This window comes from Citrobacter sp. Cm038, assembly GCF_030333105.1.
Lineage (GTDB): Bacteria > Pseudomonadota > Gammaproteobacteria > Enterobacterales > Enterobacteriaceae > Citrobacter > Citrobacter murliniae.
Genome location: NZ_JAOWGO010000025.1, coordinates 310,725 through 335,187, shown reverse-complemented (window position 1 = coordinate 335,187; position 24,463 = coordinate 310,725). Strand labels below are relative to the sequence as shown.

Here is a 24,463-nt window from a genome sequence, read left to right as displayed (position 1 = left end):
CATTCGCCTTCATGTAAGCGATTACATGAGATAACTAAATTTGAACCAGATCACAATTGAAATCCTTGACGGCTTAGTCATTGACCTGGAGAGGAAGAACAGAATCCCGGATCACCAGTTCTGCAGTGAACTTGTTGATGCTGGGCTGCTGAGTTGCGCCCTTGAAAAGTTGTATCGCCAGTTGCGAAGCACAGCGCGCCATGCGCTCAACCGGGTAGTGCATCGTTGTGAGTGCCGGATAGAGATAACGCGCCATTACCACATCATCGAACCCGACTATAGAAAGCTGACGTGGCAGATTAATCCCTTTCTGATGAAGGATGCGCATGATACCCGCTGCCATCACATCGTTAAACGTCACCGCTGCGGTGAAAGGTATATTGCAGTTAAGAAGCTGATGCGCTGCGCGCTCCCCCCCTTCTTCGTTAAAAGGTACGCTAATCACCCAGTTTTTTTCCGGGGTAATGCCATATTCAGCCATCGCCTGGCGATATCCTTCCAGACGCTCGCGGCGATCGATAATCGGCAAATCAGTTGTCACACAGGCAATACAACGATGCCCTTTTTCCAGTAAATGAAGTGTTGCTGTTTTAGCGGCATTACAATTTTCAAGCCATACACAACGATTGGCCATCCCGGCAATATAACGGTTCACGATCACCATCGCCGGGAAATGAGCCGCATAACGAAGGAGCTCTTTCTCGGACAATCTACTGGCATGCACCACAATAGCCTCACACCCCTGATTAATTAGAAAATCAAGCCCGGCTTTTTCCATTCCTTCATCATGACCACCGCTGCAAACCATCAGACGAAATTGCTGTTTGCGTGAAACTTCCTCCACACCACGCGCAAGGCGAGCGAAAAAGGGATCAGCAAGATTACCGGTTAATAATCCAAGCATGTCACCACTACGTTTGGCCAGTGCAATCGCTGCGGCATTACGGTGGTAATTGAGTTCACGCATGGCCTTTTCCACACGCTCACGCGTGACGGGTTCGACCCATGCGGTTTGATTGATAACACGTGAAACTGTTGCTGTTGAGACTTTCGCCAGCAATGCAACATCCTTTATTGTCGCCATTTCAGTTCCTTATATTTTCATATTACGTATTTGGCTGATAGCATTCTTATTTTCAGGATTTACTCGTATATCTGCCACGTAACATAGCAAAATCGATGACTAATTTCAGCACTAATTAGTGCATAACATGCATAGCTAAAAATTAAAGCGCAACATGAAAATACCATGCATATTCTGAAGCCGAGAAAAAAAATAACCCCAGCTTCAGAACATTTTCAGGACTGAATAAATTGCAGCAGATCTTTATTAATTACATCTGCATGAGAGGTATGCATACCATGTGGATAACCCGGATATATTTTCAGAATGCTATTAACGAGCAATTTATCCTGTAAAAGTGCGGCATTTTTATAAGGGACAACCTGGTCATCATCTCCCTGCATGACCAAAACAGGCACCGTAATGGATTTCAAATCATCAGTCTGATCGGTTTCAGAAAATGCTTTAATACCCTCATAGTGTGCTTTTGCGCTCCCCATCATGCCCTGTCGCCACCAGTTTTGGATGGTTCCATCTGAAGCCTCAACCCCCTCCCGGTTGAACCCATAAAAGGGCCCGGACGCCACGTCAAGATAGAACTGAGCGCGATTTGCGGCAAGAGCCTGACGGAACTCATCGAAAACGCTGACGGGCGTCCCACCAGGGTTATCTTCAGTTTTTACCATAAGTGGCGGCACAGCGCTTATCAGCACGGCTTTCGCGACACGCCCTTGCGGTTGTCCATATTGGGCAACATATCGAGCCACCTGACCGCCTCCAGTGGAGTGACCAACATGCACAGCGTTACGAAGATCCAGATGCTCCACAACGGCAGAAACGTCTGCAGCATAGTGGTCCATATCATGACCTTCGCTAACCTGGTCTGAGCGCCCATGGCCACGACGATCAATTGCAATAACACGATAGCCTTGATTCAGAAAGAATAACATCTGGTTATCCCAGTCATCCGCACTCAATGGCCAGCCATGATGAAATACTATCGGTTGAGCTTCTTTTGCTCCCCAGTCTTTATAAAAAATGTTTACACCATCTTTAGTTTTTACAAATGACATAGTTGTATTTCCCTCGTGAGGATATTCAGCCAAAAGTTTGATGGTAAATCAGTCAAACACTCAACGTCTTACTGGCATGTTACATATCAATGAATATGAACATCTGTAAGGCTTAGTGAGTATAGACGCAAAATTAAGTAACCTTTTATTATTGGTTTTTCGGATATATAGCGACTAAGATGAACAGAACAACGAATATAAATAATTATTAACTAACATCCACTTATCTGAATAACAACCTCCATTCTACGAGAGAACTATCAATGCAGAGGGTGAAACGCGCTCTGATTCAGTCATACATAACTTGCCGAAGCTTTGCCATAAAGTCGCTTATTCATCTACAGCAGAAACCCGTCATTAAAAAGCCCACTCAATGAGCAGGCTATGTGGTCACCGTTACTTTTTGCGGGACTTACCCGCCTTATCCATCGCGCTGTAGTCATTATTCGCTGCAAAACGGGCATTGAATAACTCTATTGCTTACTACTTCATGGGATTTTTTAAGTGCTGCCGCAGAGTCTTTGAACGACCCCAGCAGAGTGAAGTTATTTAGATCTTGTCTTAACAAGTACCAACAATCGGCACGATGTAACTCACGTGGCATAGTAGCTATCGACCAAGAGTGTATGTAGTAAAGAAACATTCAATCCCCCAACAGGAAAAAGTTGGAATGATACAGATGATTATCTTCCAACCAATGGCTGGTCGTTCACATGAGTAGTAATGGTTGCCACTATCAATTAAGCAACAATTATCACAACAATTGTCTACATAAATACAAAGAACGATCAACGGTAAATCTTTAGCGATACCCTATGATGTTTTCTACCCAGATTATTATGCCGCTGCACCTGCATAACGGATGCCTCGAAAGGTCATGTCCTGATACCAGCCATTGAGGTTACCGGTAACCGCTTCAGCCTCTTCTCAGGCCGCAGCGGGTCAGCGCTTCGTGCCAGTCTCCTCTCCTCAAACCCACCTGCGATTTTTCCGATAAGCGTTTCCCATTTCATCAATGATCTAAATTATTGTTGCAATCTTCAAATGATATTAGTAATGATTATCATTAGCATTTGCGTTTGTGGTTTATCTGGCAAGGTATACAGAGGCTGTAAGGGAACAAACATCGCCTGAACAACGACGTTTTTTCCACTTACCGACCAACGAAGGCGACTCCGTCAGGATGATGCAAACCGTGTGTCTAAGGAATCAAGGACATCTCCAGATTCGTTGACCGGTCTCACACAGCACAAATGCGTCAGAACACTGCGTCGTGGCAGCACGGCGCTGTTTTGACTGTTCAACAGGACAAAGGCGCTCAAGCGTTAATGGAAGTCGGGACACGGAGTTCCCGATTCTCCAGCGTACGTCACGGAATAGCCTGCTGCGAGGTAGTCGTCGGCAGGGCCGTGCGTAACGCTGGAGAAACTCAAAAATGGCGCAGCATCTGGCAAAGCAGGTTTAACGAAAATTAACGACCTGCTGACTGGCACATGACTGCGTCGACTTCCTGATTTAATTCGTCAAGCGGAGAAGGATTTTCTCATGCGTATTCTGTTTGTAGGCCCGCCTCTCTATGGGCTGCTGTATCCGGTGTTGTCTCTGGCACAAGCTTTTCGCGTTAACGGCCACGAAGTGTTGATCGCCAGCGGAGGAAAATTCGCCCAGAAAGCGGCAGAGGCTGGGCTGGTGGTGTTTGACGCCGCTCCCGGTTTTGATTCTGAAGCCGACTATCGCCGCCGTGAAGCGCAGCGAAAGGAAAGTAACATCGGTACCAAAATGGGCAACTTCTCGTTCTTCAGCGAAGAGATGGCCGACCACCTGGTGGAGTTCGCCGGACACTGGCGACCCGATCTCATCGTCTACCCTCCACTTGGGGTCGTCGGGCCGCTGATTGCCGCCAAATACAACATACCGGTCGTGATGCAGACCGTCGGCTTCGGCCATACTCCCTGGCATATCAAAGGCGTGACGCGATCGCTCGCAGACGCCTATCGCCGACACGGGGTCGAGGCCGCGCCGCGTGATATGGCATGGATCGACGTAACGCCGCCGAGTATGAGCATTCTGCAAAACGACGGTGAGCCTGTTATTCCTATGCAATACGTCCCCTACAACGGCGGCGCGGTATGGGAAGAATGGTGGGAGAGAACGCCCGACCGTAAACGTCTGCTGGTCAGCCTCGGGACCGTCAAACCGATGGTTGACGGTCTTGACCTGATCTCCTGGGTGATGGATTCCGCCAGTGAAGTCGATGCCGAAATCATCCTGCATCTGTCGCCCAATGCGCGATCCGATCTGCGCTCGCTGCCGTCAAATGTTCGCCTGGTCGACTGGATCCCAATGGGTGTCTTCCTCAACGGCGCCGATGGATTTATTCATCATGGCGGCGCTGGTAACACTCTGACGGCGCTCCACACCGGGATTCCGCAAATCGTATTCGGTGAAGGCGCCGATCGCCCAGTGAATGCCCGCGCCGTAGTCGATCGCGGCTGCGGGATCATCCCCGGCGACGGCGGCCTGTCGAGCGCCATGATCAATGCCTTCCTTGAAAATCGTGCGCTTCGTGCCGCCTCTGAAGAGGTGGCGGCGGAAATGGCGGCGCAAGCCTGCCCGACTGAGGTGGCGAAAAGCCTGATCGCGATGGCGCAAAAAGGATAGCCACCACGCTGTCATGAAGATAATGCGCCAGCACAAATCCCGGATCTACTCTCCCGTACCGATGCGAGACCGGAACGCGCTGGCGCTCTTTTTTTGCAGTTCGATCCGTTCCGGATCGTATTTTTTACAGACGGAGGAGGCTTAATGCCTGCGACTCACTCTCCCACCCCTGCGCGCTCCTGGATAGTTCGCCTTGGTCGCGTGTGCTGGGAACGTAAGAAACTTTGCACCATCGTGGTAGTGGCGTCGGTATCGACCATTTTGCTGGCTGCGCTGACGCCATTATTGACGCGGCAAGCAGTGAACGACGCGCTGGCAGGCAATCCTACCCGCCTGCCGTGGCTGGCCTGCGGGCTACTGCTGATCGCCTTTTTTGATTTCATCGGTAACTACGTGCGCCGCGGTTATGCCGGGGAGCTATCGCTCTGGGTACAGCACACCCTGCGGGGACGGGCCTTCGACAGTATTCAGAAACTGGATGGCGCGGGTCAGGACGCTCTGCGCACCGGACTGGTGATTTCACGGACCAACAGTGATCTGCAGCAGGTGCATACTCTGTTGCAGATGTGCCCGGTACCGCTGGCAGTATTCACCTATTACATCGCCGGAATTGCCGTAATGCTGTGGATGTCACCAGCAATGACGCTAATCGTCGTTTGCGTACTGGCATGCCTGGCCATCACCGCGCTACGCGCCCGCCGGCGAGTGTTCTCACAAACCGGTCTGGCCTCGGACCGGCTGGCGAATCTCACCGAACATATGCGCGAAGTGCTGGCACAGATCTCTGTGGTGAAATCCTGCGTGGCGGAGCTTCGTGAAACGCGCTGGCTGGACCGCCAGTCACGGCAGATAGTACGTGTTCGCATCGGCGCGGCCATCTCGCAAGCAATGCCAGGCGCCACCATGCTGGCGCTTCCAGTACTTGGGCAAATCGTCCTGCTATGCTACGGCGGCTGGTCAGTCATGCACGGACGGATTGATCTCGGAACCTTCGTGGCGTTTGCCAGTTTCCTCGCGATGCTGACCGGGCCGACTCGTGTGCTGGCGTCGTTTCTGGTCATTGCCCAGCGAACCCAGGCTTCCGTGGAGCGGGTATTTGCCCTGATCGACACCCGTTCACAAATGGAGGACGGGACTGAGGCAGTCAACGGCCAGGTTGTCGGTCTGGAGCTGGAAAAAATGAGCTTCGACTACGGTAATGGCAGACGCATCCTTAGCGATGTCTCCTTTTCCCTGCATGCCGGTGAAACCGTGGCGGTGGTGGGAGCATCGGGTTCCGGAAAATCGACACTACTGATGCTGCTGGCGCGTTTTTACGATCCCAGCGCCGGAGAGATATGGCTTAACACCCGCTCAGGTCGGCAGAACCTTCGCGACCTCAAGCTGGAGGCACTTCGTCGCCGGGTGGGCGTCGTGTTTGAAGATGCTTTTCTGTTTGCCGGTACGGTGGCGGAAAATATCGCCTACGGTCACCCGCAGGCAACGATAGAAGATATTCGTCGCGCGGCAACTGCAGCGGGGGCCAGCAGTTTTATCAACGCCTTGCCAAAAGGCTTTGATACCCGGCTAACCGAACGCGGGACCAATCTTTCCGGCGGGCAGAGGCAGCGAATCGCACTGGCCCGGGCGTTAATTACTGCGCCAGAGGTGTTGGTCCTCGATGACACCACCTCGGCAGTCGACGCCGGGACCGAAGCGGAGATCAATACCGCTCTGGGTCGCTATGCCGACAAGGAACATATGCTGCTGGTGATTGCCCGACGCCGCTCAACGCTTCAGTTAGCCAGCCGGATTGTGGTGCTGGATAAAGGCCGTGTGGTGGATATTGGAACCCAGGCGGAGCTTGAAGCGCGCTGTCCGGCCTTCCGCGCCCTTATAACCGGCGACGGCGATTTCCTCGCACCTTCCCCTGGTGGGCACAGCGAATTATGGCCGACAATACCTGTAGAGCAAAACGATGCGCTGGAGGGGGATGGCAAAAGCTTTGTCGCCCGTATGACCCATGTACCGGAGAATGCAGTACAGCAAGCGTTAGCCGGTAAAGGCCGCAAAGTTACCTCACTGCTGAAGCCGGTGGCGTGGATGTTCGTCATCGCAGCCCTTCTGATCGCGATCGATTCCGCGGCAGGCGTCGGGGTACTGATACTGCTGCAGCGCGGCATTGATTTGGGCGTCGCCGCAGGTGACATGTCGACTATCGGCCTCTGCGCCCTGCTCGCCTTGTGTCTGGTAGTTGTGAGCTGGTGCTGTTATTCGCTGCAGACGGTCTTCGCCGCCAGGGCTGCGGAGTCGGTCCAGCATACGGTGCGCTTACGTAGCTTCGGTCATATGCTGCATCTTGGCTTGCCCTGGCATGAAAAACATGTCGATTCGCGCCTGACCCGCATGACCGTTGATGTCGACTCTCTCGCCCGCTTTTTGCAAAACGGCCTTGCCGGTGCGGCCACCAGCCTGGTGACAATGTTTGCCATCGCCGCAGCTATGTTCTGGCTCGACCCGCTTCTGGCACTGACGGCATTAAGCGCAGTGCCGGTAGTCGCACTGGCGACCTGGCTCTATCGTCGCCTGAGCTCCCCCGCTTATGCACAGGCGCGGCTGGAAATAGGTAAAGTAAATAGCACCCTGCAGGAGAAAGTCTCCGGCTTGCGCGTCGTGCAATCGCACGGCCAGCAGGAGCAGGAGGCCGCCCGTCTGCGCGCGTTATCAGACCGCTTCCGCGCTACCCGCGTGCGTGCGCAAAAATACCTTGCCGTCTATTTCCCGTTCCTGACCTTCTGCACTGAGGCTTCCTATGCTGCCGTTCTGCTGGTTGGCGCGTCACGAGTCGCCGAAGGTGAGATGACTGCCGGGGTGCTGGCTGCCTTCTTCCTGCTATTGGGGCAATTCTATGGACCAGTGCAGCAGCTATCAGGAATAGTCGACGCCTGGCAACAAGCGACAGCCAGCAGTAAACATATTGATGAACTGCTGACGACCGAAGGCACAGAGAACGTCGAGCCCTCTTCCGCACAGCCAGCCACCGGCGCGCTGCACCTTGAAGAGGTAACGTTCAGCTATCCCGATACCCCTGAACCGGCGCTAAACTCGCTTACCCTGACTATCCCCGAGGGAACAGTCGTCGCGGTCGTCGGTCGCAGCGGTGCCGGTAAGTCGACGCTGATTAAGCTGATCGCCGGGTTATATTCCCCCACCAGCGGCAGGATCCGCATCGGCGAGAAGCTAATTGAGGATGCCTCGCTTGCCGATTACCGTCGCCAGGTTGGGCTGGTCGATCAGGATGTGGTGCTGTTTAGCGGAGATATCGCGGAAAATATTCGTTACTCGCGACCCTCCAGCACTAACGCCGAAGTTGAGATCGCTTCACGGTGTGTGGGACTGTTTGAGACCGTGCAAAATCTGCCGCAAGGATTCCGTACGCCGGTGAATAACGGCGGCGCGGATCTTTCCGCGGGTCAACGCCAGCAGATTGCACTGGCCCGTGCCCAACTGGCAAATGCTCACATCCTGCTGCTCGACGAAGCCACGTCGCGTCTGGATCGTACGTCCGAAGAGCGATTAATGTCCTCGTTAACGGAGGTAGCACATACCGGGAAGCGCCTGGCGCTGATTGTGGCGCACCGTCTGACCACCGCGCAACGCTGCGACCTGATTGCCGTTGTCGATAAAGGCCAGTTGGTGGAATACGGCACCCACGAACAACTGTTAGCCGCGGGCGGCCTCTATACCCGCTTATGGCACGACAGCGTCGGCAGTAATAAACCACATCGCCAACGCGACATCACGGGGGATATCGTGGGATAGTTATTACACGCGTAAGACATTAATCAACACGCTCTCAAGCGGCTGTTCCGGGAATAGCCGCTTGAGTTTTCCATACTGGTATCCAAAATTTTTAACGAGATAGAATGCTGAACATGCCACAACATCCGTCTGCCTCTCCCTCTGCCATCGCCAGCCTGCGCAACCAGCTGGCCGCGGGCCGCATTACCAACCCTTCTCGTTTCTGGCGCGAAGCTGAGTCGCTGAATATACCGCTGGTTGTGCCGGCTGAAGGCGTGGAAGATGAGCGTGAAGTGACCTTCCTGTGGCACGCCCGACATCCACTGCAGGGAGTTTATCTGCGGTTGAATCGGGTGACGGATAAAGAGTACGTGGCAAAGGGGCTGATGACCGCCATTCCCGACACGGGTATCTGGACTCTGACGCTGCGTTTGCCGGCAAGCTACTGCGGCTCCTATTCGCTGGTAGAAATTCCCCCCGGTACGTCAAATGAGACGATTGCTCATTTGGGAGGTCGCTTTGCCGCCCTCGCCGGGCAGGCTGATCCACTAAACAAGACGCCAGGCATCAACGTACGGGGAAGTGCGCAGGAATCTGTTCTGGCGCTCGATAAGGCTCCCGCCCAGGCCGAATGGAGCGGTAGCGCCCACGCCGGGCAATTGCTTACCTCAGTACGAATTGTCGCCGGGCAATCCCGCCGGATTCGGCTCTATCTTCCTGATGTTGATAACACACAGCCTCTCGGCCTGGTAGTGCTGCCCGATGGCGAAACCTGGTTTGATCACCTTGGCGTATGCGCGGCAATTGATGCCGCCATCAATAACGGGCGTATCGTTCCCGTGGCCGTGCTGGGCATCGATAACATCGATGAGTGCGAACGGACTGCAATACTCGGCGGACGCAGCGAACTGATAAAAGATATCGCCAGACATCTGCTACCGGCGCTCCGTGCTGAACAACCGCAGCGGCGTTGGGCAGATCGTTCACGCACCGTACTGGCCGGGCAGAGCCTCGGCGGGGTCAGCGCGCTGATGGCCGCGCGCCACGCGGCGGAAACCTTCGGTCTTGCGCTCAGCCACTCCCCGTCAATGTGGTGGACGCCAGATGGCGCCAGCCGGCCAAACCTATTTAGCGAAAGCGATATTTCATGGGTGAGCGAGCATCTGCTTTCTGCCCCGCCGCAGGGCGTGCGTATCCGCCTGTGCGTGGGCTCTCTGGAGGGTTCGACGGTGCCGCACGTTCAGCAACTCCATCAGCGGTTGCTTGACGCCGGCGTTGACAGCCATTGCGCAATTTATACCGGCGGCCACGATTATGCATGGTGGCGCGGCGCGCTGATTGACGGGCTCGGCTTACTGCAGGGTTAGCTTGACCCGCGAGCACTTTCAGGCAACTGTATGTGCTCATGAAAAAATAAAATGTCACCTGCGGAAAAGGAATAATTATCAGATGTATGCCCGCGAGTATCGTTCGACACGCCCACGCAAGGCGCTTTTTTCTCTTCTTTCTTGCCTCACTCTCATTTATAGCGCGCACACTTTTGCAAAGCCGGATATGCAACCGCTGGGGCCAAATATCGCCGATAAAGGCTCCGCGTTTTACCGCTTTAGCATCAACCAGTTCGACTCCGCCGATGGCACCCGCCATTATCGCGTATGGACGGCAGTACCGAATAAAACCGCGCCAGCGTCAGGCTACCCTGTTTTATATATGCTCGACGGCAACGCAGTGATGGATCGCCTGAATGACGAACTGCTCGAACAGCTGACAGACAAATCACCACCGGTGATAGTGGTCGTCGGATATCAGACCAACCTCCCCTTCGATCTCAATGGCAGGGCCTACGACTATACGCCGGCAGCGACAGAAAACGGCAAAACAAACGCCAGAAGTGGTCGCCAGGGTCGTAAGAGCGGCGGTAGCAATGACTTCCGTCAGTTACTTGAAACACGTATTGCGGCAAAAGCGGAGCAAGGATTAAATATCGATCGACAGCGTCGTGGCCTGTGGGGACACTCCTACGGCGGACTGTTCGTACTGGATTCCTGGCTGACATCCTCTTACTTCCAGGCATACTACAGCGCCAGCCCGTCATTGGGCAGAGGCAACGATTCTCTGCTGGACCGCATCACGGCGATCAAGCCCTCACAAAACTGCGCTAAGCACCTGACGATAATGGAAGGGTCAGCGGCGCCAGGCGATAACCAGGAAACGCATGCTGCCGGGGTGCTGACGAAAATTCATACCACTCTCGCCATACTGAAAGATAAAGGTGTCAATGCCACCTTTTGGGACTTTCCGGGGCAAGGGCACGGCCCAATGTTCAACGCCTCTTTCCGCAGCGCACTGTTGGATATCAGCGGTGAAAATGCGAATAACACCCCAAGCTGTCATTAATCCAGTCGCTAAATACTGCCCGCCAATACGCGGGCAGTATGACTGTAACAATGCGATCAGAATGACGCAGTAACACCGGCATAATAAGCCCGGCCAGGCTCGTTATAGGTATTCGCCCCTTCGGAAGAGCGGTAGATCTGTTTGTCGAAGATATTGCTAACCCCGACATTAAGACGCAGATTTTTATTAATATCGTAATTGAAGTTGGTACCTACCAGTGAATAAGCCCCCAGCTCTTTGCCTGACAGACCACCAGTATCTTCACTGCGCGATTCCGCATGGGTACGCGGTTTTTGTCTGCCGTATAATGTCCAGTTAACGCTGGCAGAGAACGCCTGAGTGATAGTCCAGTCTAAAGAGTTATTAATAGTATATTTCGGGATGACCGAAAGCGGGTTACCGGTATCTTTTTGTTCCGACGTGATCATATAAGTGGCATTTGTATTCCAGCTCAGACGATCTTTCACCAGTGGGATCGCCATGCTGGCTTCGATACCGTCAACCAGCGCTTTCCCGCCATTCTGCCACTGGAGGATATATGCGCCGGATGAGGATTGCCCAATAATGTTATCCCCGGCCACGATCTTATTCTGGTAATCATTGCGGAAGTAGGTCACGCTGGCGTGGTAATCTTCCCAGGCGAACTCCAGACCGATTTCTTTGTTAATACTGATTTCCGGATCGAGATCTTTATTACCAATCAGATAACAACCGCCGGACGTAATATCTTTTGGGCAACCATTGCCTTTCGAGTAGAGCAGATAACCTTCGCTGGATTGATAAAGGTTTGGTGCTTTGAAGGTTCTCGCAATCCCCGCTTTGACTTTGAAGTAATCACCTAATTCCTGCGAGAGGTTCAGACTGGGACTGAAGTTACCGCCGGAATCGTTGAGATAATCAAAGCGCAGGCCGGGAATAATATTCGTGCCGGCAACAGGCTCAATATTATCTTCAATATATAGCGCGCTGATTTGGGAATGGTTTTTACTGCTGCGTTCCGCAGCCGAGCCAGAAATACCACCGATATTACTATCGCTCACCGTTAAGCCAGTAGAAGAAGGATCTTCGAGTCTATCGCGGCTCCACTCCGCACCAACGGTAACCGTCTGATCAACCAGCAAATTCAGCGGAATATTGAGTTCCCCGCTGGTTCGCCAGGAGTTGAGACGGTTGGTAGTGAACCTCTGATCAGCCGAAATGCGCCCTTCACCACCACCGGATAACCCTTCATCCATACGGGTATTATTGGTTTTTTCGTAATAGACACCAAAGCGGCTTTGTCCCCAGTCCCAAATACCGTTATGCGTAATGCCGTAATTCTGACGGTACAGGCGATTCGTCTCTTCCCCGGATTTGGCGAGGTTTTCGGTAACCGCATTAGAAGAGCTGTTTTGCGTATCGCCAGCATAAATATTTCCCTGCCGGCTATATCCAGCCTCAAAATCAAGGATTTGCTGCGGATTTAATTTCCACGATACCACACCGTTAATATCTTTATTACGTACCCCTTCGTGCCCGGCCGCATTTTTAGTTCCGGCTGCGGAGTTAATATCCCAACTGTCGGCATCGGTTTTATTCAGATTGCCATACAAGCGCATAGTCAGCACATCGCCGACCAGCGGCCCGCTGAGATTAAAGTTGGCACGACGCGTGGCACCTTCATCGCTGCTTTCCGGCTGATTGGTGTATAACGACAGGGAACCATGCCAGTCGTTGGTGGGACGTTTGGTAATGATGTTCACCACCCCACCCGCAGCACCCGAACCGTAGCGCGCCGCCGCAGGGCCGCGAATCACCTCAATGCGTTCGACTTGTTCCGGCGGTACCCAGTTGGTGTCACCGCGGGTATCGCGTTCCCCACGCCAGCTATAGCGCACAGAGTTGCGCGACGTCACTGGTACACCATCAATCAAAATTAAGGTGTTTTCCGGCCCCATGCCACGAATGTCAATTTGCCGGTTATTACCGCGTGTACCCGATGCACTATTACCGGTCAGATTTACCCCTGGCATCTTGCGAATAATATCGGAAAGGTCGTTGACCGGAGGGTTCTTTTTAATATCTTCGCTGGTAATAATCGATACGCCAGGTTGTTGTTTTAGTACCTGCTCAGCAGTAGCTTCTATCACCATGGTCTCGCCGCTATCATCGGTGGATTTGGCTGCTGATACTTGACTATTCAACCCTACAAGGATCGCGGTTAGCGGCCAGAGGATCTTGTTAATTCTCATACCCATTCCCTAATAAATGCCTAACTTTAAAGTGGTTGTTCGTTAAGCTCACACCCTTCCCAGGTATTCTTATTATTATAATTATTCGTCAATGATAATGATAATTAATATCATTTAATAAAAAGTAAGGCAACCTTTAGCGAATTTTGATTTGTGTACAAGGAGAAGTAAGAATCGTGCTGACAGGTACGATTATTGAGGAGAACAAAACCGACACGAAGCAGATTACAAGAATGGTCATCACGTCTGAGCGGCGCCATACAACTGGTGCACAGTGGATGTACATTTCACGATACTAAAGTCAAAAGAGTTTCGAATTACGAAAGCAGTAGCCGGGAGAAGTAACGTTTCTTAGGCGATAAAACAGAAAACCAGCTTCTGGCTTATGTTCGAAAGATAAAAACCACGCCAGTTTTGAACGAGCAAGGACAGGAAAATTCACACTCAAAAGCCCGGTAGCAGGCTGCATAATATTGAAAAGATACCAACAGTATCCAACAGCCTAAAGCAAGAAGGGGTTACCTTTCGGTAACCCCTTCTTTTGTTTGGCGGAAGCGTAGAGATTCGAACTCTAGAACCCTTTCGGGTCGCCGGTTTTCAAGACCGGTGCCTTCAACCGCTCGGCCACGCTTCCAATGAGGCGCACTATAAACATCCCGAACGGACCTGTAAAGCACCAAAGTGTTCGTTTGCCTGAAAAACAGCCAAAATAATGTTAATTGACTGAAATAACAACAAATTGACCGTTTATTCAGCACGTATCTTGCTCTCTTTGGATTAATGTTTTTTGATGAACATATCTTTGGTGTAGTAATTTCCACGGTTATCAGGAGCAAATCCCCCAACCCACGGCTTCACCAGATGCGTATGGACATAGTGATAAACAGGTATTGCCGGAACATCTTCGCCCAAAATGTCCTCAGCCTGCTGGTAGTATTTCCCTCGCTCGTCCAGCGAGCCTGCTCTCGCCGCATTGAGCATCGCTTCATCATAGGCAGGATTACTGTACTTAGTGGTGTTCTCACTATCACCGGTACGGAAAATATTGAGGAAGCTCGAGGCATCGTCATAATCGGCTATCCACGCATAGCGCACGACATCAAAATTGCCGGTGTGCATGGTGTCCAGCATGGTTTTCCATTCCTGATTCTGCAGCTTTACCTCGACGCCGAGGTTTTTCTTCCACATCGACGATGCGGCAATCGCAATACGTTGATGCGTTTCGAAAGTGTTGTAGAGCAAATTTAACGAGAGCGGATGCTCCGGACCGAAACCGGCTGCGGCTAACAGTTTTTTCGCTTCAGCAATGCGTTTATCGCGCGGCCACGCGGCATACTCCGGTGCGTGCAGTTTGACACCGCCAATTTCAGGCTGGCTGATTACCCACGCTTCACGCTGCCCCTGCGCCATGACCTTTTGGGCAATGATCTCTTTATCCAGCGCCATATTCAGCGCCCGGCGCACACGCGGGTCATTAAACGGCGCGCGAGTCGTATTGAACTGGTAGTAATAGGTTGAAAGCAGAGGTGAAACGCGCAGCTCATCTCCCATCGTCTTTTTCAACTGCGCGAACTGGTTTACCGGCACGCTAAAGACAATATCAATTTCCCCGGCCTTGTAGCGGTTAACGTCAGCTGCTTCTGAGCTGATGGGCAGATAAGTGACTTTATCAATTACCGTATGCTGATCATCCCAGTAGTGCGTATTACGTACGGCAACAATCCGCTCATTGACCATCCACTGAGAAAGCTTGTATGCACCGCTACTGACAAAATGCTCTGGCCTGGTCCACTTATCACCAAAGCGGCTAATCAGCACTTTATCCAGTGGCACCAGCGACGGGTGAGCCAACATAGCCAGAAATGCAGCCGTTGGCTGCGTCAGGGTAATCTCCAGGGTGGTGTCATTGAGTGCTTTTACACCCAGTGTAGCGGGCTCCTTTTTCCCAAGCGCAATGTCGAGTGCATTCGCGACGTGCATATTGCCGAGATAAGAGGCATACGGCGAAGCAGTTTGTGGTGAAACAAGACGCTGCCAGCTCCAGACAACATCCTGTGCGGTAATGGCTGAACCATCTGACCAGGTAATACCTGGACGTAAATGAAAGGTCCAGACGGTATTGTCTTTATTCTCCCAGGATGACGCCAGGCGCGGCTCAATCTCCCCTTGCAGATTGACAGAAACCAGCCCATCGAACATATCACTGATTAAATTAAATTCAACGTTGCTTTCGACTTTATGTGGATCCAGCGATGCAGGCTCGCTGCCGTTATTTCTGACCAGTTCCTGTTGTTCTGCCAGCGGTGTTCCTGTAGGAACATTTGCTGCCCATACCACACCATTTATAGACATCAAACAGACAGCCAACAGCGTAAACGTCAATACCTTCGGTCTATGTTGAGCCATTCCCTTCACCTTATTGTTCTGTTATATGATGACACCGCTGTAACTCTTAAAGGATTCAGGTGATAACGCAATATTTTTCAGCCACCTATAAGATGTCGATCTGACATTTGCAGACAATAAGTGATAACATCTAATTCAGGAGCTTTTGCTGAAATAAAATGCTTAAGCCTGGCGGGTTAAAATGCGTAAAGATGGGTAAAACCGCTGTGTCATTTCCAGCGATTTAATTATCCTCCTTCATTAATTACATCTGTCATAAGAGAGTGACTCATGGATCGTATTATTAGTTCTTCGCGCGACCGTACATCGCTACTCAGCACGCATAAAGTGCTGCGCAATACCTATTTCCTGTTGAGCCTGACGCTGGCATTTTCAGCGATCACGGCGACCGCCAGTACGGTACTGATGCTGCCATCTCCAGGTCTTATCCTGACGCTGGTAGGTATGTACGGGCTGATGTTCCTGACGTATAAAACGGCAGATAAACCGGTTGGCATTCTGTCAGCTTTCGCTTTCACCGGTTTCCTCGGCTACATTTTGGGACCAATTCTGAACACCTACCTGTCGGCAGGCATGGGTGATGTTATCGCTATGGCCCTGGGCGGTACTGCACTGGTCTTCTTCAGTTGCTCTGCGTATGTGCTGACCACCCGTAAAGACATGTCCTTCCTCGGCGGTATGCTGATGGCTGGTATTGTGGTGGTGCTGATCGGTATGGTTGCGAATATTTTCCTGCAACTGCCAGCTCTGCATCTGGCCATCAGTGCGGTGTTTATTCTGATTTCCTCAGGTGCAATCCTGTTCGAAACCAGCAACATCATCCGTGGTGGTGAAACCAACTACATCCGTGCGACAGTCAGCCTGTATGTATCGCTGTACAACATCTTCGTCAGCCTGCTGAGCATTCTGGGCTTCGCCAGCCGCGACTAAGACGTCAAAACGTATTACCCGGCCCCGCTTATGCGGGGCTTTCTTTTTTGGTAAACTGCCGCCAGTCTGACTAACGTAGTGAAGAAATATGTTGATCTTTGAAGGTAAAGAAATCAGTACCGATAGCGAAGGCTATTTAAAAGACACTACAGAATGGAGCGAACCGCTGGCAGTTGTCATTGCTGAGAATGAAGGCATCACCCTTTCGGCTGAACACTGGGAAGTGGTGCGTTTTGTGCGCGATTTCTATCTGGAGTTTAATACTTCTCCGGCAATCCGCATGCTGGTAAAAGCGATGGCTAATAAGTTTGGCGAAGAGAAAGGCAACAGTCGTTATCTCTATCGCCTGTTTCCCAAAGGTCCGGCAAAACAGGCGACAAAAATCGCAGGCCTGCCAAAACCGGTAAAATGTATTTAATAACGAATACTAAATCCCTTTAGTTCGTCGCCAGGGCGATGCGGTTCACTGAGAACCCGGTCTACCCTGGCACTGCGTGGCCCACCGGCTTTTAACCACTTCATCAGTTGTTCCACCTGCTGGCTTTCACCACAGGCGACAATCTCTACGCTGCCATCATCCATATTCTTCGCATATCCGGTTAATCCGAGTCGCTGCGCTTCATGCTGCGTCGTATAGCGAAATCCCACTCCCTGTACCCGACCGTGTACCCAGGCAATGATGCAGACTTTCGACATGGAGGTTCTCCTTCTTATTGTAAATGGGCATACTTTCACACTGTAAATGTGAATACCATTAACGTACCTGCTTCGGCAGACACCCGTAATGCTGGCGGAATCTTGCCGTAAATCTCGAACCAGACATATAGCCACAGCGTATTGCAATCTCACCAATCGGTAATTTCGTCGACTGCAACTGAGAAAGAGCGTATGACATACGTACTTCCTCGACAATTTGTCTATAGCTCTGTGATTCCTGCTGTAGCCTTCGACGTAATGTAGAGGTGCCCATCGCTAAACGACCGGCAATTTCATCTGCTGTCCATAGCTTAGCAGGCGACAACATAATGAGTTGCCTCACCTGTTCCACCAGCTTAAAACTGCGCTCAATCAGAAGTGGCCCGGCAGCTCCTTCATGCAAGAGAGCCAGAAGTAATCCCATCGCCTGATGTTCCTGTAGTTTTACCGGCAGGCCCTTACGCACAGCATCCAGCAAACTCGCCCACATAAACGCCAGGCTATGGCTCATTGGTGTACATAACGATCTTAGCTTCGCGGGGGGATAATCCTGCACATACGAACTTTTAAATCGCGTAATGATCTCAGGCGAGAGTAGCAACAAATCTGAACGAAAAGCACCCTGTGCGGGTTGATTGATAATCTCAAGACAGGAATCTGCAGGGATAATAAGCAATTCGCCTGTGCCGGCAACCAGACGGTTATCATCCTGGATGATGACTTTACTACCGTGAGTGATGTGACATATCGCCGCAGAAAAAAACTTAACACGATGCAAGCGGTGCAGTTGGCTGGAGTTTACCTCTGCCGCGGTAAGCACATTATGTTTGAAATATACGTCCTGCACCGTGTGTCCCTCAGTTTATCTTCCGTATGTGGCCGTTAATTCAGCTTTAGCGATGACATGGCTGTTAAGCATAAAACCCACCAGCGCACCGCTCGCATTACTATCGATGGGCAACATTTCCGTATTCAGCGCCCACACGGTGAACTGGTAACGATGAGGTTTATCGCCTGCAGGTGGGCAGGCACCGCCAAATCCAGAATAACCGAAATCATTCCTCCCCTGAATAGCCCCTGCGGGTAACTTATCTTTTCCAACGCCAGATGGAAGAGTCTGAACGTGTGCTGGAATATTCACCACCGTCCAGTGCCACCAACCACTTCCTGTTGGGGCATCTGGATCAAATAACGTAATGGCATAACTTTTGGTCCCGGCTGGCGGGTTTTGCCAGCTCAGTTGTGGCGAGATATTCTCACCATTACAGCCAAAACCATTAAAAATCTGTTTCTGTGTTAATTGAAGGTTATCTGTAATATCCGTACTGCTAATACGGAACGCTGATGCCGCAGTTACATTAAAACTTATGGCCGTTATCGTGATGGCTAGCAGAGAAGAGACTGTTTTCATTGTGTTTCCTTAACCATATGAAGAAATATCAATGTAATGGTTATGCTTTAAGGAAACTGTGCTGCTGTGATTCCATTTTGTGCTGAAATGCTCGCAACCATACTCTGATGATTGCCCCCTTCATCTGTGCTACCCTACGCGCCATTTTGTTTTAACGGTATCAGGTTGGTTCTCATCCAGCCCGCATCGCTGTTTGTGAGAGGTTGCTCCGCATGACTGAATCTAAATTTCCGCAATATCCCCGCATGGTGTTAGCTAAAGGGCGCGAAAAATCATTACTTCGCCGCCATCCATGGGTATTCTCCGGTGCCGTCGCACGTATTGAAGGCAAAGCCAACCTTGGTGAGACCATCGATATTGTTGACCATCAGGGTAAATGGTTAGCACGCGGTGCATATTCTCCTGCATCACAGATCCGTGCGCGTGTCTGGACATTCGACAAATCTGAATCCATTGATACTGATTTCTTTGTCCGTCGTCTGCAACAAGCGCAGAAGTGGCGCGACTGGCTGGCGAAGAAAGACGGGCTGGACAGCTACCGTCTGATTGCCGGTGAATCTGATGGGCTGCCCGGTGTCACCATTGATCGCTTCGCTAACTTCCTGGTTCTGCAACTGCTCAGCGCAGGGGCCGAATATCAACGTGCCGCACTGATTAGCGCCCTGCAGATAGTTTTCCCTGAATGCGCCATTTATGACCGTAGCGACGTTGCCGTACGTAAGAAAGAAGGTATGGAGCTTACGCAGGGACCTGTTACCGGCGAACTGCCCCCTGCTCTGCTGCCAATCGAAGAACACGGTATGAAGCTGCTGGTTGATATTCAGCGCGGTCACAAAACAGGTTATTACCTGGATCAACGTGACAGTCGTCTGGCGACGCGTCGCTACGTCGAAAATCAGCGCGTTCTGAACTGTTTCTCTTATACCGGCGGTTTTGCCGTGTCGGCATTAATGGGGGGATGCAGCCAGGTCGTGAGCGTTGACACCTCCCAGGAAGCGCTCGACATCGCCAGACAAAACGTTGAACTGAATAAACTGGATCTGACTAAAGCCGAGTTTGTGCGTGATGATGTGTTCAAACTACTGCGAGCCTATCGCGATCGCGGAGAGAAATTTGATGTCATCGTGATGGATCCGCCGAAGTTTGTCGAAAACAAAAACCAGCTGATGGGCGCCTGTCGTGGCTATAAGGACATCAATATGCTGGCTATTCAGCTTCTGAATCCTGGCGGAATGCTGCTGACATTCTCCTGCTCCGGCCTGATGACCACCGATTTATTTCAGAAAATCATCGCTGATGCCGCAATAGATGCTGGTCGTGATATACAATTTATAGAGCAGTTCCGTCAGGCCGCCGATCATCCGGTGATCGCTACCTACCCGGAAGGGCTGTATCTGAAAGGGTTTGCCTGTCGCATCATGTAACTTGAAAAGTGGAATATTACCCTTACATAAAGGGTATCTATTTCCCGGGAGGTGACTATGATTGCCAGCAAATTCGGTATCGGCCAGCAGGTCCGCCATTCCCTGTTAGGTTACCTCGGAGTGGTCGTGGATATCGACCCGGAATATTCGCTTGATGAACCGTCACCCGATGAGTTGGCGGTTAACGACGAACTTCGCGCCGCTCCCTGGTATCACGTGGTGATGGAAGATGATAATGGCCTGCCAGTACATACGTATCTGGCGGAAGCACAGTTGAGCAGTGAGCTACAGGAAGAGCATCCGGAGCAACCCTCAATGGATGAACTGGCGCGGACAATCCGCAAACAGCTTCAGGCTCCACGCCTGCGCAACTGATTTTAGCACTTGCCCGATGACGCTTCGTTTATCGGGCTTACGCGTCTTATCCGGCCACGAACCGCAGGCCGGATAAGTAACGCGCCATTCGGCAATAACACAGGCTTACTTCGCCAGCCCGAGTCGAGGGATCTCAATTGCCGGACAACGATCCATCACCACCGCCATACCGGCATCACGTGCCAGCACAGCCGCCTGTTCATTGATCACCCCTAGCTGCATCCATAAAGTTTTCGCCCCAATGGCAATTGCCTCCTGCGCAACGCCCCAGGCTGCTTCTGAATTACGGAAGACATCCACCATATCCACTTTCTCAGGTACATCTGCAAGGGTCGCATAGCCCTGCTGTCCCAGCAGCGTTTTCCCGGCAACCTTGGGTGAAACGGGGATAACGTGATAGCCCTGATCGAGCAAATATTTCATCACCCGGTAGCTAGGGCGCTCGGGTTTATCACTCGCGCCCACCAGCGCAATCGTACGGGTGGATGTCAAAATGCCAGCAATATCGGTCTCTTTCATTATCTTCCTCCAGGCTGTTTTGCAAAGTGTACGACAAACCTGACGTTGCAACCATTCATCCCATACTGGCGCATGAGAGCTAAACTGACAAATATGTCTATATGTTAGTAAACATGATTACCGAAAAATTTTGATACATCTTACTCAGGCATTTTCTGGACAGGAGAAACCTATGAGAGCCGGCATTGTGACAGTCTTGATTGCCCTGTGTTTGCCGGTAACCGTTTTGGCCACCTCACTACGTTTGTCTAATGATATTGATCTACTGGTACTGGACGGAAAAAAGGTCTCAAGCTCATTACTGCGTGGTGCCGACAGTATTGAGCTTGAGAATGGCCCCCATCAGCTTGTTTTTCGCGTAGAGAAAACTATCCGCCTGTCCAGCCATGAAGAACGCCTCTATATTTCCCCACCACTGGTCATCAGCTTTAATACTCAAATGGTCAGTCAGGTTAATTTTCATCTTCCGCGCCTGAGCAACGAGCGTGACGCAACACATTTTGATAGCGCCCCGCGCGTCGAATTGCTTGACGGGGACTCCATGCCCATTCCAGTGAAACTGGATATTATGGCGATCACTTCAAAGGCAAAAATCGTGGATTATGAAATTGAGACTGAGCGCTATAACAAAGCCGCCAGGCATGCCTCGTTACCGCAATTTGCCCCCATGATGGCAGATGACAGCTCATTGCTCTCCGGAGTTTCTGAACTGGACCGGGTTCCGCCTCAGTCGCAGACACTCACCGAGCAGCGTTTAAAATATTGGTTTCAGCAAGCCGACTCACAAACGCGAAGTAACTTTTTGCAATGGGCGCAAAAACAGCCACCTTCATGACATTTATGTTCATATACGCATTTTTTTTGTCTTTCTCTTGCAGCGTCAAGTGCTTCCAGTACTCTGTAACGAGGTTAACTTGGGAGCTGTACTATGGAATTGACGACTCGCACTTTGCCAGCGCGCAAGCATATTGCGCTGGTTGCACATGATCACTGTAAACAGATGTTGATGAGCTGGGTAGAACGCCACCAACCGTTGCTGGAAAAACACGTTCTCTACGCGACAGGAACGACAGGAAACTTAATTCAACGCGCTACTGGTATGGATGTAAATGCTATGCTGAGCGGCCCAATGGGCGGCGACCAGCAGGTGGGCGCGCTGATCTCTGAAGGGAAAATCGATGTGCTGATCTTCTTCTGGGATCCGCTCAATGCCGTCCCTCACGATCCTGATGTAAAAGCCCTATTGCGCCTGGCCACAGTCTGGAACATTCCGGTCGCGACCAACGTTTCTACCGCCGATTTTATCATCCAGTCGCCAAACTTCAGCGATGCGACAGAAATCCTGATCCCGGATTACGCCCGTTACCTGGCAGAGCGCCTCAAATAATCGTCAGGCAGGCGGTACATGCCGCCTGCTTATCAGGGTTTTCTGCTTACCGGTACATCCAGTTGTTTAAGTTCATCGACAAAACACGACGGCGCGTCTTTGTTAAACAGTAACCATACCCGATGCCGCGCACGTGTTAGCGCCACGTACAGTAACCTTCTCTCTTCTGCATCAGGGAAGTCTTCAACAACAGGAAGCAACGCCTCTTCCATAATTGACTCGCGGGCCGGCGCCGGAAAACCATCATTTCCTTCATGCAGCCCGACGACAATAACGTAATCTGCCTGCTGCCCTTTACTGGCATGGATAGTCATAAATTCAAGCTGTAGCCTGGGCCAGCGAGTAGCCGCTTTTTCCAGACTGGCGGGTTTTAGATGATGGTAACGCGCCAACACCAGAATTCGCTCTTCAGCTTTCGCAAATCCAGAAAGCTTATCCAGCAATAAATCCAGCTGACTTTCCTCCAACAGCGTCACCGCTTTTTTATCCCCTGACGTCAGGCTGTTGAGCGGTTTCGCAAGCTGATGTGGGTTTTTTTGGATAAACCGGTTTGCGACCTCGCCAATGCGGCTATTAAAACGGTATGTAGTATCCAGGTCACAGCGATCACCCTCGCCAAAGGTATGATGGAATGCGGTAGTCAACGAAAGCTGCGCGCCGCTAAAACGATAAATCGCCTGCCAGTCATCCCCCACCGCAAACAAAGTGGTCTGCGAGTTTTGCTTACGTAATGCAGCCACCAGAGCGGCACGCTGTGGGGAAATATCCTGAAATTCATCGACCAGAATATGTTTCCAGGGGCTGATAAAGCGCCCCTTTTCCAGAATGACAATTGCCTGATGGATCAACCCGGAAAAATCGACAGCATTTTCTTCCTTCAGAGCTCCCTTCCAGGCCTTAAGCAGCGGCGCCATCAGTTTAATGCGTTTACTGAACAGATCGCGAATTTCCTCCGGGGCATTGGCAATCATTTCAGCCTGCGCTCCGCCATGCATGCGCATAAGTCCAACCCAACGATCTAATCTTGTGGCCAAACGACGCTGCAACTTTTCGTCGTCCCAAAAATTGCCCTCAGGCACAGTCCACTGCATCTCCTCTTCTAACCACTGCCGCCAACCTTTGGCCTGCGCCTTTTTCTCGCTGCACTGCTGACGCCAGGTGGTGATAAAGAGTTTATGCCGCGCGGCAGTATCGTTTTCAAGCTTACTTACCGTTGGAACTTTTTTACTGCCCTGCTGAATGATATGTAGCGCCAGCGAGTGAAATGTCCGTGCGCTGATCTCTTCTGTATGCAGTCGCTCGCGGATACGATCATCCATCTCCTGGGCTGCTTTGCGACCAAAGGCTAACAGCAGAATCTGTTCAGCAACGGCTTCCCCCTGCATCAACAGCCACCCAGCGCGAGCCACCAAAACAGAGGTCTTGCCGCTTCCGGCTCCCGCGAGCACTAACAGTGATTTCTCACCATTTACTACCGCTCGCGCCTGGGCCGCATTCAGCGGCGAGGATTCGATATGTGCAAAGAACTCAGCATGCTCCGCCAACATTGCGTCGGTATACGCCTGATTATGTTGTAAACGACACACTTCAATGTCCTTCAACCAGGCCTGACATTGTCGTAATGCCTCACGACAATTATCAAATTCTTCTAATCGATTAACCGGTAGAGGCAACGCGGCAAAGGCGCGGCGGATCTGCTGTTGTAACCCAGAGGTTTGATCACGCGTCAGCCATTTATTCTCCCCGGTACGAACGGCTATCGCCTGCAGTTGCTCCTGTAAAACACCGGCTGCCACTTCGCTCATCTCCTGGCTCCACTGCTGCCAGAGTGTATTCAAATGGTGATGGAAACGCTGAGTTTCAGCCCACTCTGTACCGTGCAGGCGTACAACCTTATCTTCCGGAAGCACAAACTCCAACTCCCCCCAGACAAGGCCTCGTTTGCAATGTATAGCCAGTAACTGATTGAATGGAATAAGATACTCATGACGATCGCCGGAAACCTTTATCCCGGCATTGAGAATAACGGCTCGATCGTAAGGGTGTTGCGCCAGACGTTTTCCAAGAGAAGTTGCTTTCAGTTCCATAAGACTTACGCGGATCCACACGA

At 51.4% G+C, this 24,463-nt stretch carries 19 protein-coding genes and 1 tRNA gene; 10 read left to right on the top strand and 10 right to left on the bottom strand.

The genetic code is table 11. From position 1 onward, the window contains the following. Window positions 1-73: 73 nt before the first annotated feature. Both OGY01_RS21055 and OGY01_RS21050 read right to left on the bottom strand, forming a co-directional pair. Window positions 74-1,084 carry a LacI family DNA-binding transcriptional regulator gene (locus OGY01_RS21055; RefSeq protein WP_048221711.1) on the bottom strand — a complete coding sequence of 337 codons (1,011 nt, stop codon included), beginning with the start codon at window positions 1,082-1,084 and terminating at the stop codon, window positions 74-76. Window positions 1,085-1,299: 215 nt separating this feature from the next. Then, a complete protein-coding gene (locus OGY01_RS21050; RefSeq protein WP_045441428.1) occupies window positions 1,300-2,136 on the bottom strand; it encodes an alpha/beta fold hydrolase in 837 nt (278 codons plus the stop codon). A 1,545-nt stretch (window positions 2,137-3,681) separates the two neighbouring features. Here OGY01_RS21050 and iroB point away from each other — a divergent pair. The 4 genes from iroB (at window position 3,682) to OGY01_RS21030 (ending at window position 10,974) form a co-directional block, all read left to right on the top strand. Next, window positions 3,682-4,797, top strand: a complete 1,116-nt coding sequence (iroB, locus tag OGY01_RS21045) for a salmochelin biosynthesis C-glycosyltransferase IroB (RefSeq protein WP_045441427.1) — start codon at window positions 3,682-3,684, stop codon at window positions 4,795-4,797. 144 nt (window positions 4,798-4,941) lie between these two features. After that, a complete protein-coding gene (iroC, locus tag OGY01_RS21040; protein WP_286493633.1) occupies window positions 4,942-8,598 on the top strand; it encodes a salmochelin/enterobactin export ABC transporter IroC in 3,657 nt (1,218 codons plus the stop codon). Between the two features lie 104 nt (window positions 8,599-8,702). Then, window positions 8,703-9,944 carry an alpha/beta hydrolase-fold protein gene (locus OGY01_RS21035; protein WP_286493632.1) on the top strand — a complete coding sequence of 414 codons (1,242 nt, stop codon included), beginning with the start codon at window positions 8,703-8,705 and terminating at the stop codon, window positions 9,942-9,944. 82 nt (window positions 9,945-10,026) lie between these two features. Further along, window positions 10,027-10,974, top strand: coding sequence for an alpha/beta hydrolase (locus OGY01_RS21030; protein ID WP_286493630.1), 948 nt, complete (start codon window positions 10,027-10,029; stop codon window positions 10,972-10,974). A gap of 56 nt (window positions 10,975-11,030) precedes the next feature. Here OGY01_RS21030 and iroN read toward each other — a convergent pair whose 3' ends face one another. From iroN to OGY01_RS21015, 3 genes are all read right to left on the bottom strand, one after another. Then, on the bottom strand, window positions 11,031-13,205 hold the full coding sequence (iroN, locus tag OGY01_RS21025; protein WP_156184447.1) for a siderophore salmochelin receptor IroN: 2,175 nt from the start codon (window positions 13,203-13,205) through the stop codon (window positions 11,031-11,033). 546 nt (window positions 13,206-13,751) lie between these two features. Beyond that, window positions 13,752-13,839 (bottom strand) — tRNA-Ser (locus OGY01_RS21020). A 143-nt stretch (window positions 13,840-13,982) separates the two neighbouring features. Next, complete coding sequence (locus OGY01_RS21015) at window positions 13,983-15,611, bottom strand: ABC transporter substrate-binding protein (protein WP_286493629.1); 1,629 nt, start codon at window positions 15,609-15,611, stop codon at window positions 13,983-13,985. Between the two features lie 270 nt (window positions 15,612-15,881). Between OGY01_RS21015 and yccA the strand changes: the two genes are divergently transcribed. Then, on the top strand, window positions 15,882-16,541 hold the full coding sequence (yccA, locus tag OGY01_RS21010; RefSeq protein ID WP_043015806.1) for an FtsH protease modulator YccA: 660 nt from the start codon (window positions 15,882-15,884) through the stop codon (window positions 16,539-16,541). 88 nt (window positions 16,542-16,629) lie between these two features. Beyond that, a complete protein-coding gene (gene tusE, locus OGY01_RS21005) occupies window positions 16,630-16,959 on the top strand; it encodes a sulfurtransferase TusE (protein WP_045441362.1) in 330 nt (109 codons plus the stop codon). Here the strand turns inward: tusE and yccX are convergent. Genes yccX through OGY01_RS20990 form a run of 3 tightly spaced genes read right to left on the bottom strand, consistent with a single transcriptional unit; the run spans window position 16,956 to window position 18,648 of the window. Continuing rightward, on the bottom strand, window positions 16,956-17,237 hold the full coding sequence (gene yccX, locus OGY01_RS21000; protein WP_045441361.1) for an acylphosphatase: 282 nt from the start codon (window positions 17,235-17,237) through the stop codon (window positions 16,956-16,958). The two genes, tusE and yccX, sit on opposite strands and share 4 nt — an antisense overlap. 58 nt (window positions 17,238-17,295) lie before the next feature. Next, window positions 17,296-18,084: a helix-turn-helix transcriptional regulator gene (locus OGY01_RS20995; RefSeq protein WP_286493627.1), complete on the bottom strand. Its 789-nt coding sequence runs from the start codon at window positions 18,082-18,084 to the stop codon at window positions 17,296-17,298. Between the two features lie 15 nt (window positions 18,085-18,099). Continuing rightward, window positions 18,100-18,648 carry a kinase inhibitor gene (locus tag OGY01_RS20990; protein WP_200042401.1) on the bottom strand — a complete coding sequence of 183 codons (549 nt, stop codon included), beginning with the start codon at window positions 18,646-18,648 and terminating at the stop codon, window positions 18,100-18,102. Between the two features lie 212 nt (window positions 18,649-18,860). Between OGY01_RS20990 and rlmI the strand changes: the two genes are divergently transcribed. Both rlmI and hspQ read left to right on the top strand, forming a co-directional pair. After that, the gene (gene rlmI, locus OGY01_RS20985; RefSeq protein WP_286493626.1) at window positions 18,861-20,072 is read left to right on the top strand and encodes a 23S rRNA (cytosine(1962)-C(5))-methyltransferase RlmI; all 1,212 of its coding nucleotides are present in this window, start codon (window positions 18,861-18,863) and stop codon (window positions 20,070-20,072) included. 57 nt (window positions 20,073-20,129) lie between these two features. Then, window positions 20,130-20,447: a heat shock protein HspQ gene (hspQ, locus tag OGY01_RS20980; RefSeq protein WP_045441357.1), complete on the top strand. Its 318-nt coding sequence runs from the start codon at window positions 20,130-20,132 to the stop codon at window positions 20,445-20,447. A gap of 105 nt (window positions 20,448-20,552) precedes the next feature. Here hspQ and OGY01_RS20975 read toward each other — a convergent pair whose 3' ends face one another. Further along, window positions 20,553-20,966: a CoA-binding protein gene (locus OGY01_RS20975; RefSeq protein WP_045441356.1), complete on the bottom strand. Its 414-nt coding sequence runs from the start codon at window positions 20,964-20,966 to the stop codon at window positions 20,553-20,555. Between the two features lie 172 nt (window positions 20,967-21,138). On the opposite strand from OGY01_RS20975, the gene csgI reads away from it, so the two are divergent. Both csgI and mgsA read left to right on the top strand, forming a co-directional pair. After that, on the top strand, window positions 21,139-21,801 hold the full coding sequence (gene csgI / locus OGY01_RS20970; protein ID WP_045441355.1) for a curli synthesis inhibitor: 663 nt from the start codon (window positions 21,139-21,141) through the stop codon (window positions 21,799-21,801). A gap of 93 nt (window positions 21,802-21,894) precedes the next feature. After that, window positions 21,895-22,353 carry a methylglyoxal synthase gene (gene mgsA, locus OGY01_RS20965; protein WP_045441354.1) on the top strand — a complete coding sequence of 153 codons (459 nt, stop codon included), beginning with the start codon at window positions 21,895-21,897 and terminating at the stop codon, window positions 22,351-22,353. A 32-nt stretch (window positions 22,354-22,385) separates the two neighbouring features. Here the strand turns inward: mgsA and helD are convergent, their stop codons facing one another. After that, window positions 22,386-24,440 carry a DNA helicase IV gene (gene helD, locus OGY01_RS20960; protein WP_286493625.1) on the bottom strand — a complete coding sequence of 685 codons (2,055 nt, stop codon included), beginning with the start codon at window positions 24,438-24,440 and terminating at the stop codon, window positions 22,386-22,388. Window positions 24,441-24,463: the final 23 nt, after the last annotated feature.

Excerpts from the sequence above, each read along its gene's own strand:
- OGY01_RS21055 (WP_048221711.1), bottom strand. The coding sequence starts at position 1,084 with ATGGCGACAATAAAGGATGTTGCATTGCTGGCGAAAGTCTCAACAGCA.
- OGY01_RS21050 (WP_045441428.1), bottom strand. The coding sequence starts at position 2,136 with ATGTCATTTGTAAAAACTAAAGATGGTGTAAACATTTTTTATAAAGAC.
- iroB (WP_045441427.1), top strand. The coding sequence starts at position 3,682 with ATGCGTATTCTGTTTGTAGGCCCGCCTCTCTATGGGCTGCTGTATCCG.
- iroC (WP_286493633.1), top strand. The coding sequence starts at position 4,942 with ATGCCTGCGACTCACTCTCCCACCCCTGCGCGCTCCTGGATAGTTCGC.
- OGY01_RS21035 (WP_286493632.1), top strand. The coding sequence starts at position 8,703 with ATGCTGAACATGCCACAACATCCGTCTGCCTCTCCCTCTGCCATCGCC.
- OGY01_RS21030 (WP_286493630.1), top strand. The coding sequence starts at position 10,027 with ATGTATGCCCGCGAGTATCGTTCGACACGCCCACGCAAGGCGCTTTTT.
- iroN (WP_156184447.1), bottom strand. The coding sequence starts at position 13,205 with ATGAGAATTAACAAGATCCTCTGGCCGCTAACCGCGATCCTTGTAGGG.
- OGY01_RS21015 (WP_286493629.1), bottom strand. The coding sequence starts at position 15,611 with ATGGCTCAACATAGACCGAAGGTATTGACGTTTACGCTGTTGGCTGTC.
- yccA (WP_043015806.1), top strand. The coding sequence starts at position 15,882 with ATGGATCGTATTATTAGTTCTTCGCGCGACCGTACATCGCTACTCAGC.
- tusE (WP_045441362.1), top strand. The coding sequence starts at position 16,630 with ATGTTGATCTTTGAAGGTAAAGAAATCAGTACCGATAGCGAAGGCTAT.
- yccX (WP_045441361.1), bottom strand. The coding sequence starts at position 17,237 with ATGTCGAAAGTCTGCATCATTGCCTGGGTACACGGTCGGGTACAGGGA.
- OGY01_RS20990 (WP_200042401.1), bottom strand. The coding sequence starts at position 18,648 with ATGAAAACAGTCTCTTCTCTGCTAGCCATCACGATAACGGCCATAAGT.
- rlmI (WP_286493626.1), top strand. The coding sequence starts at position 18,861 with ATGACTGAATCTAAATTTCCGCAATATCCCCGCATGGTGTTAGCTAAA.
- hspQ (WP_045441357.1), top strand. The coding sequence starts at position 20,130 with ATGATTGCCAGCAAATTCGGTATCGGCCAGCAGGTCCGCCATTCCCTG.
- OGY01_RS20975 (WP_045441356.1), bottom strand. The coding sequence starts at position 20,966 with ATGAAAGAGACCGATATTGCTGGCATTTTGACATCCACCCGTACGATT.
- csgI (WP_045441355.1), top strand. The coding sequence starts at position 21,139 with ATGAGAGCCGGCATTGTGACAGTCTTGATTGCCCTGTGTTTGCCGGTA.
- mgsA (WP_045441354.1), top strand. The coding sequence starts at position 21,895 with ATGGAATTGACGACTCGCACTTTGCCAGCGCGCAAGCATATTGCGCTG.
- helD (WP_286493625.1), bottom strand. The coding sequence starts at position 24,440 with ATGGAACTGAAAGCAACTTCTCTTGGAAAACGTCTGGCGCAACACCCT.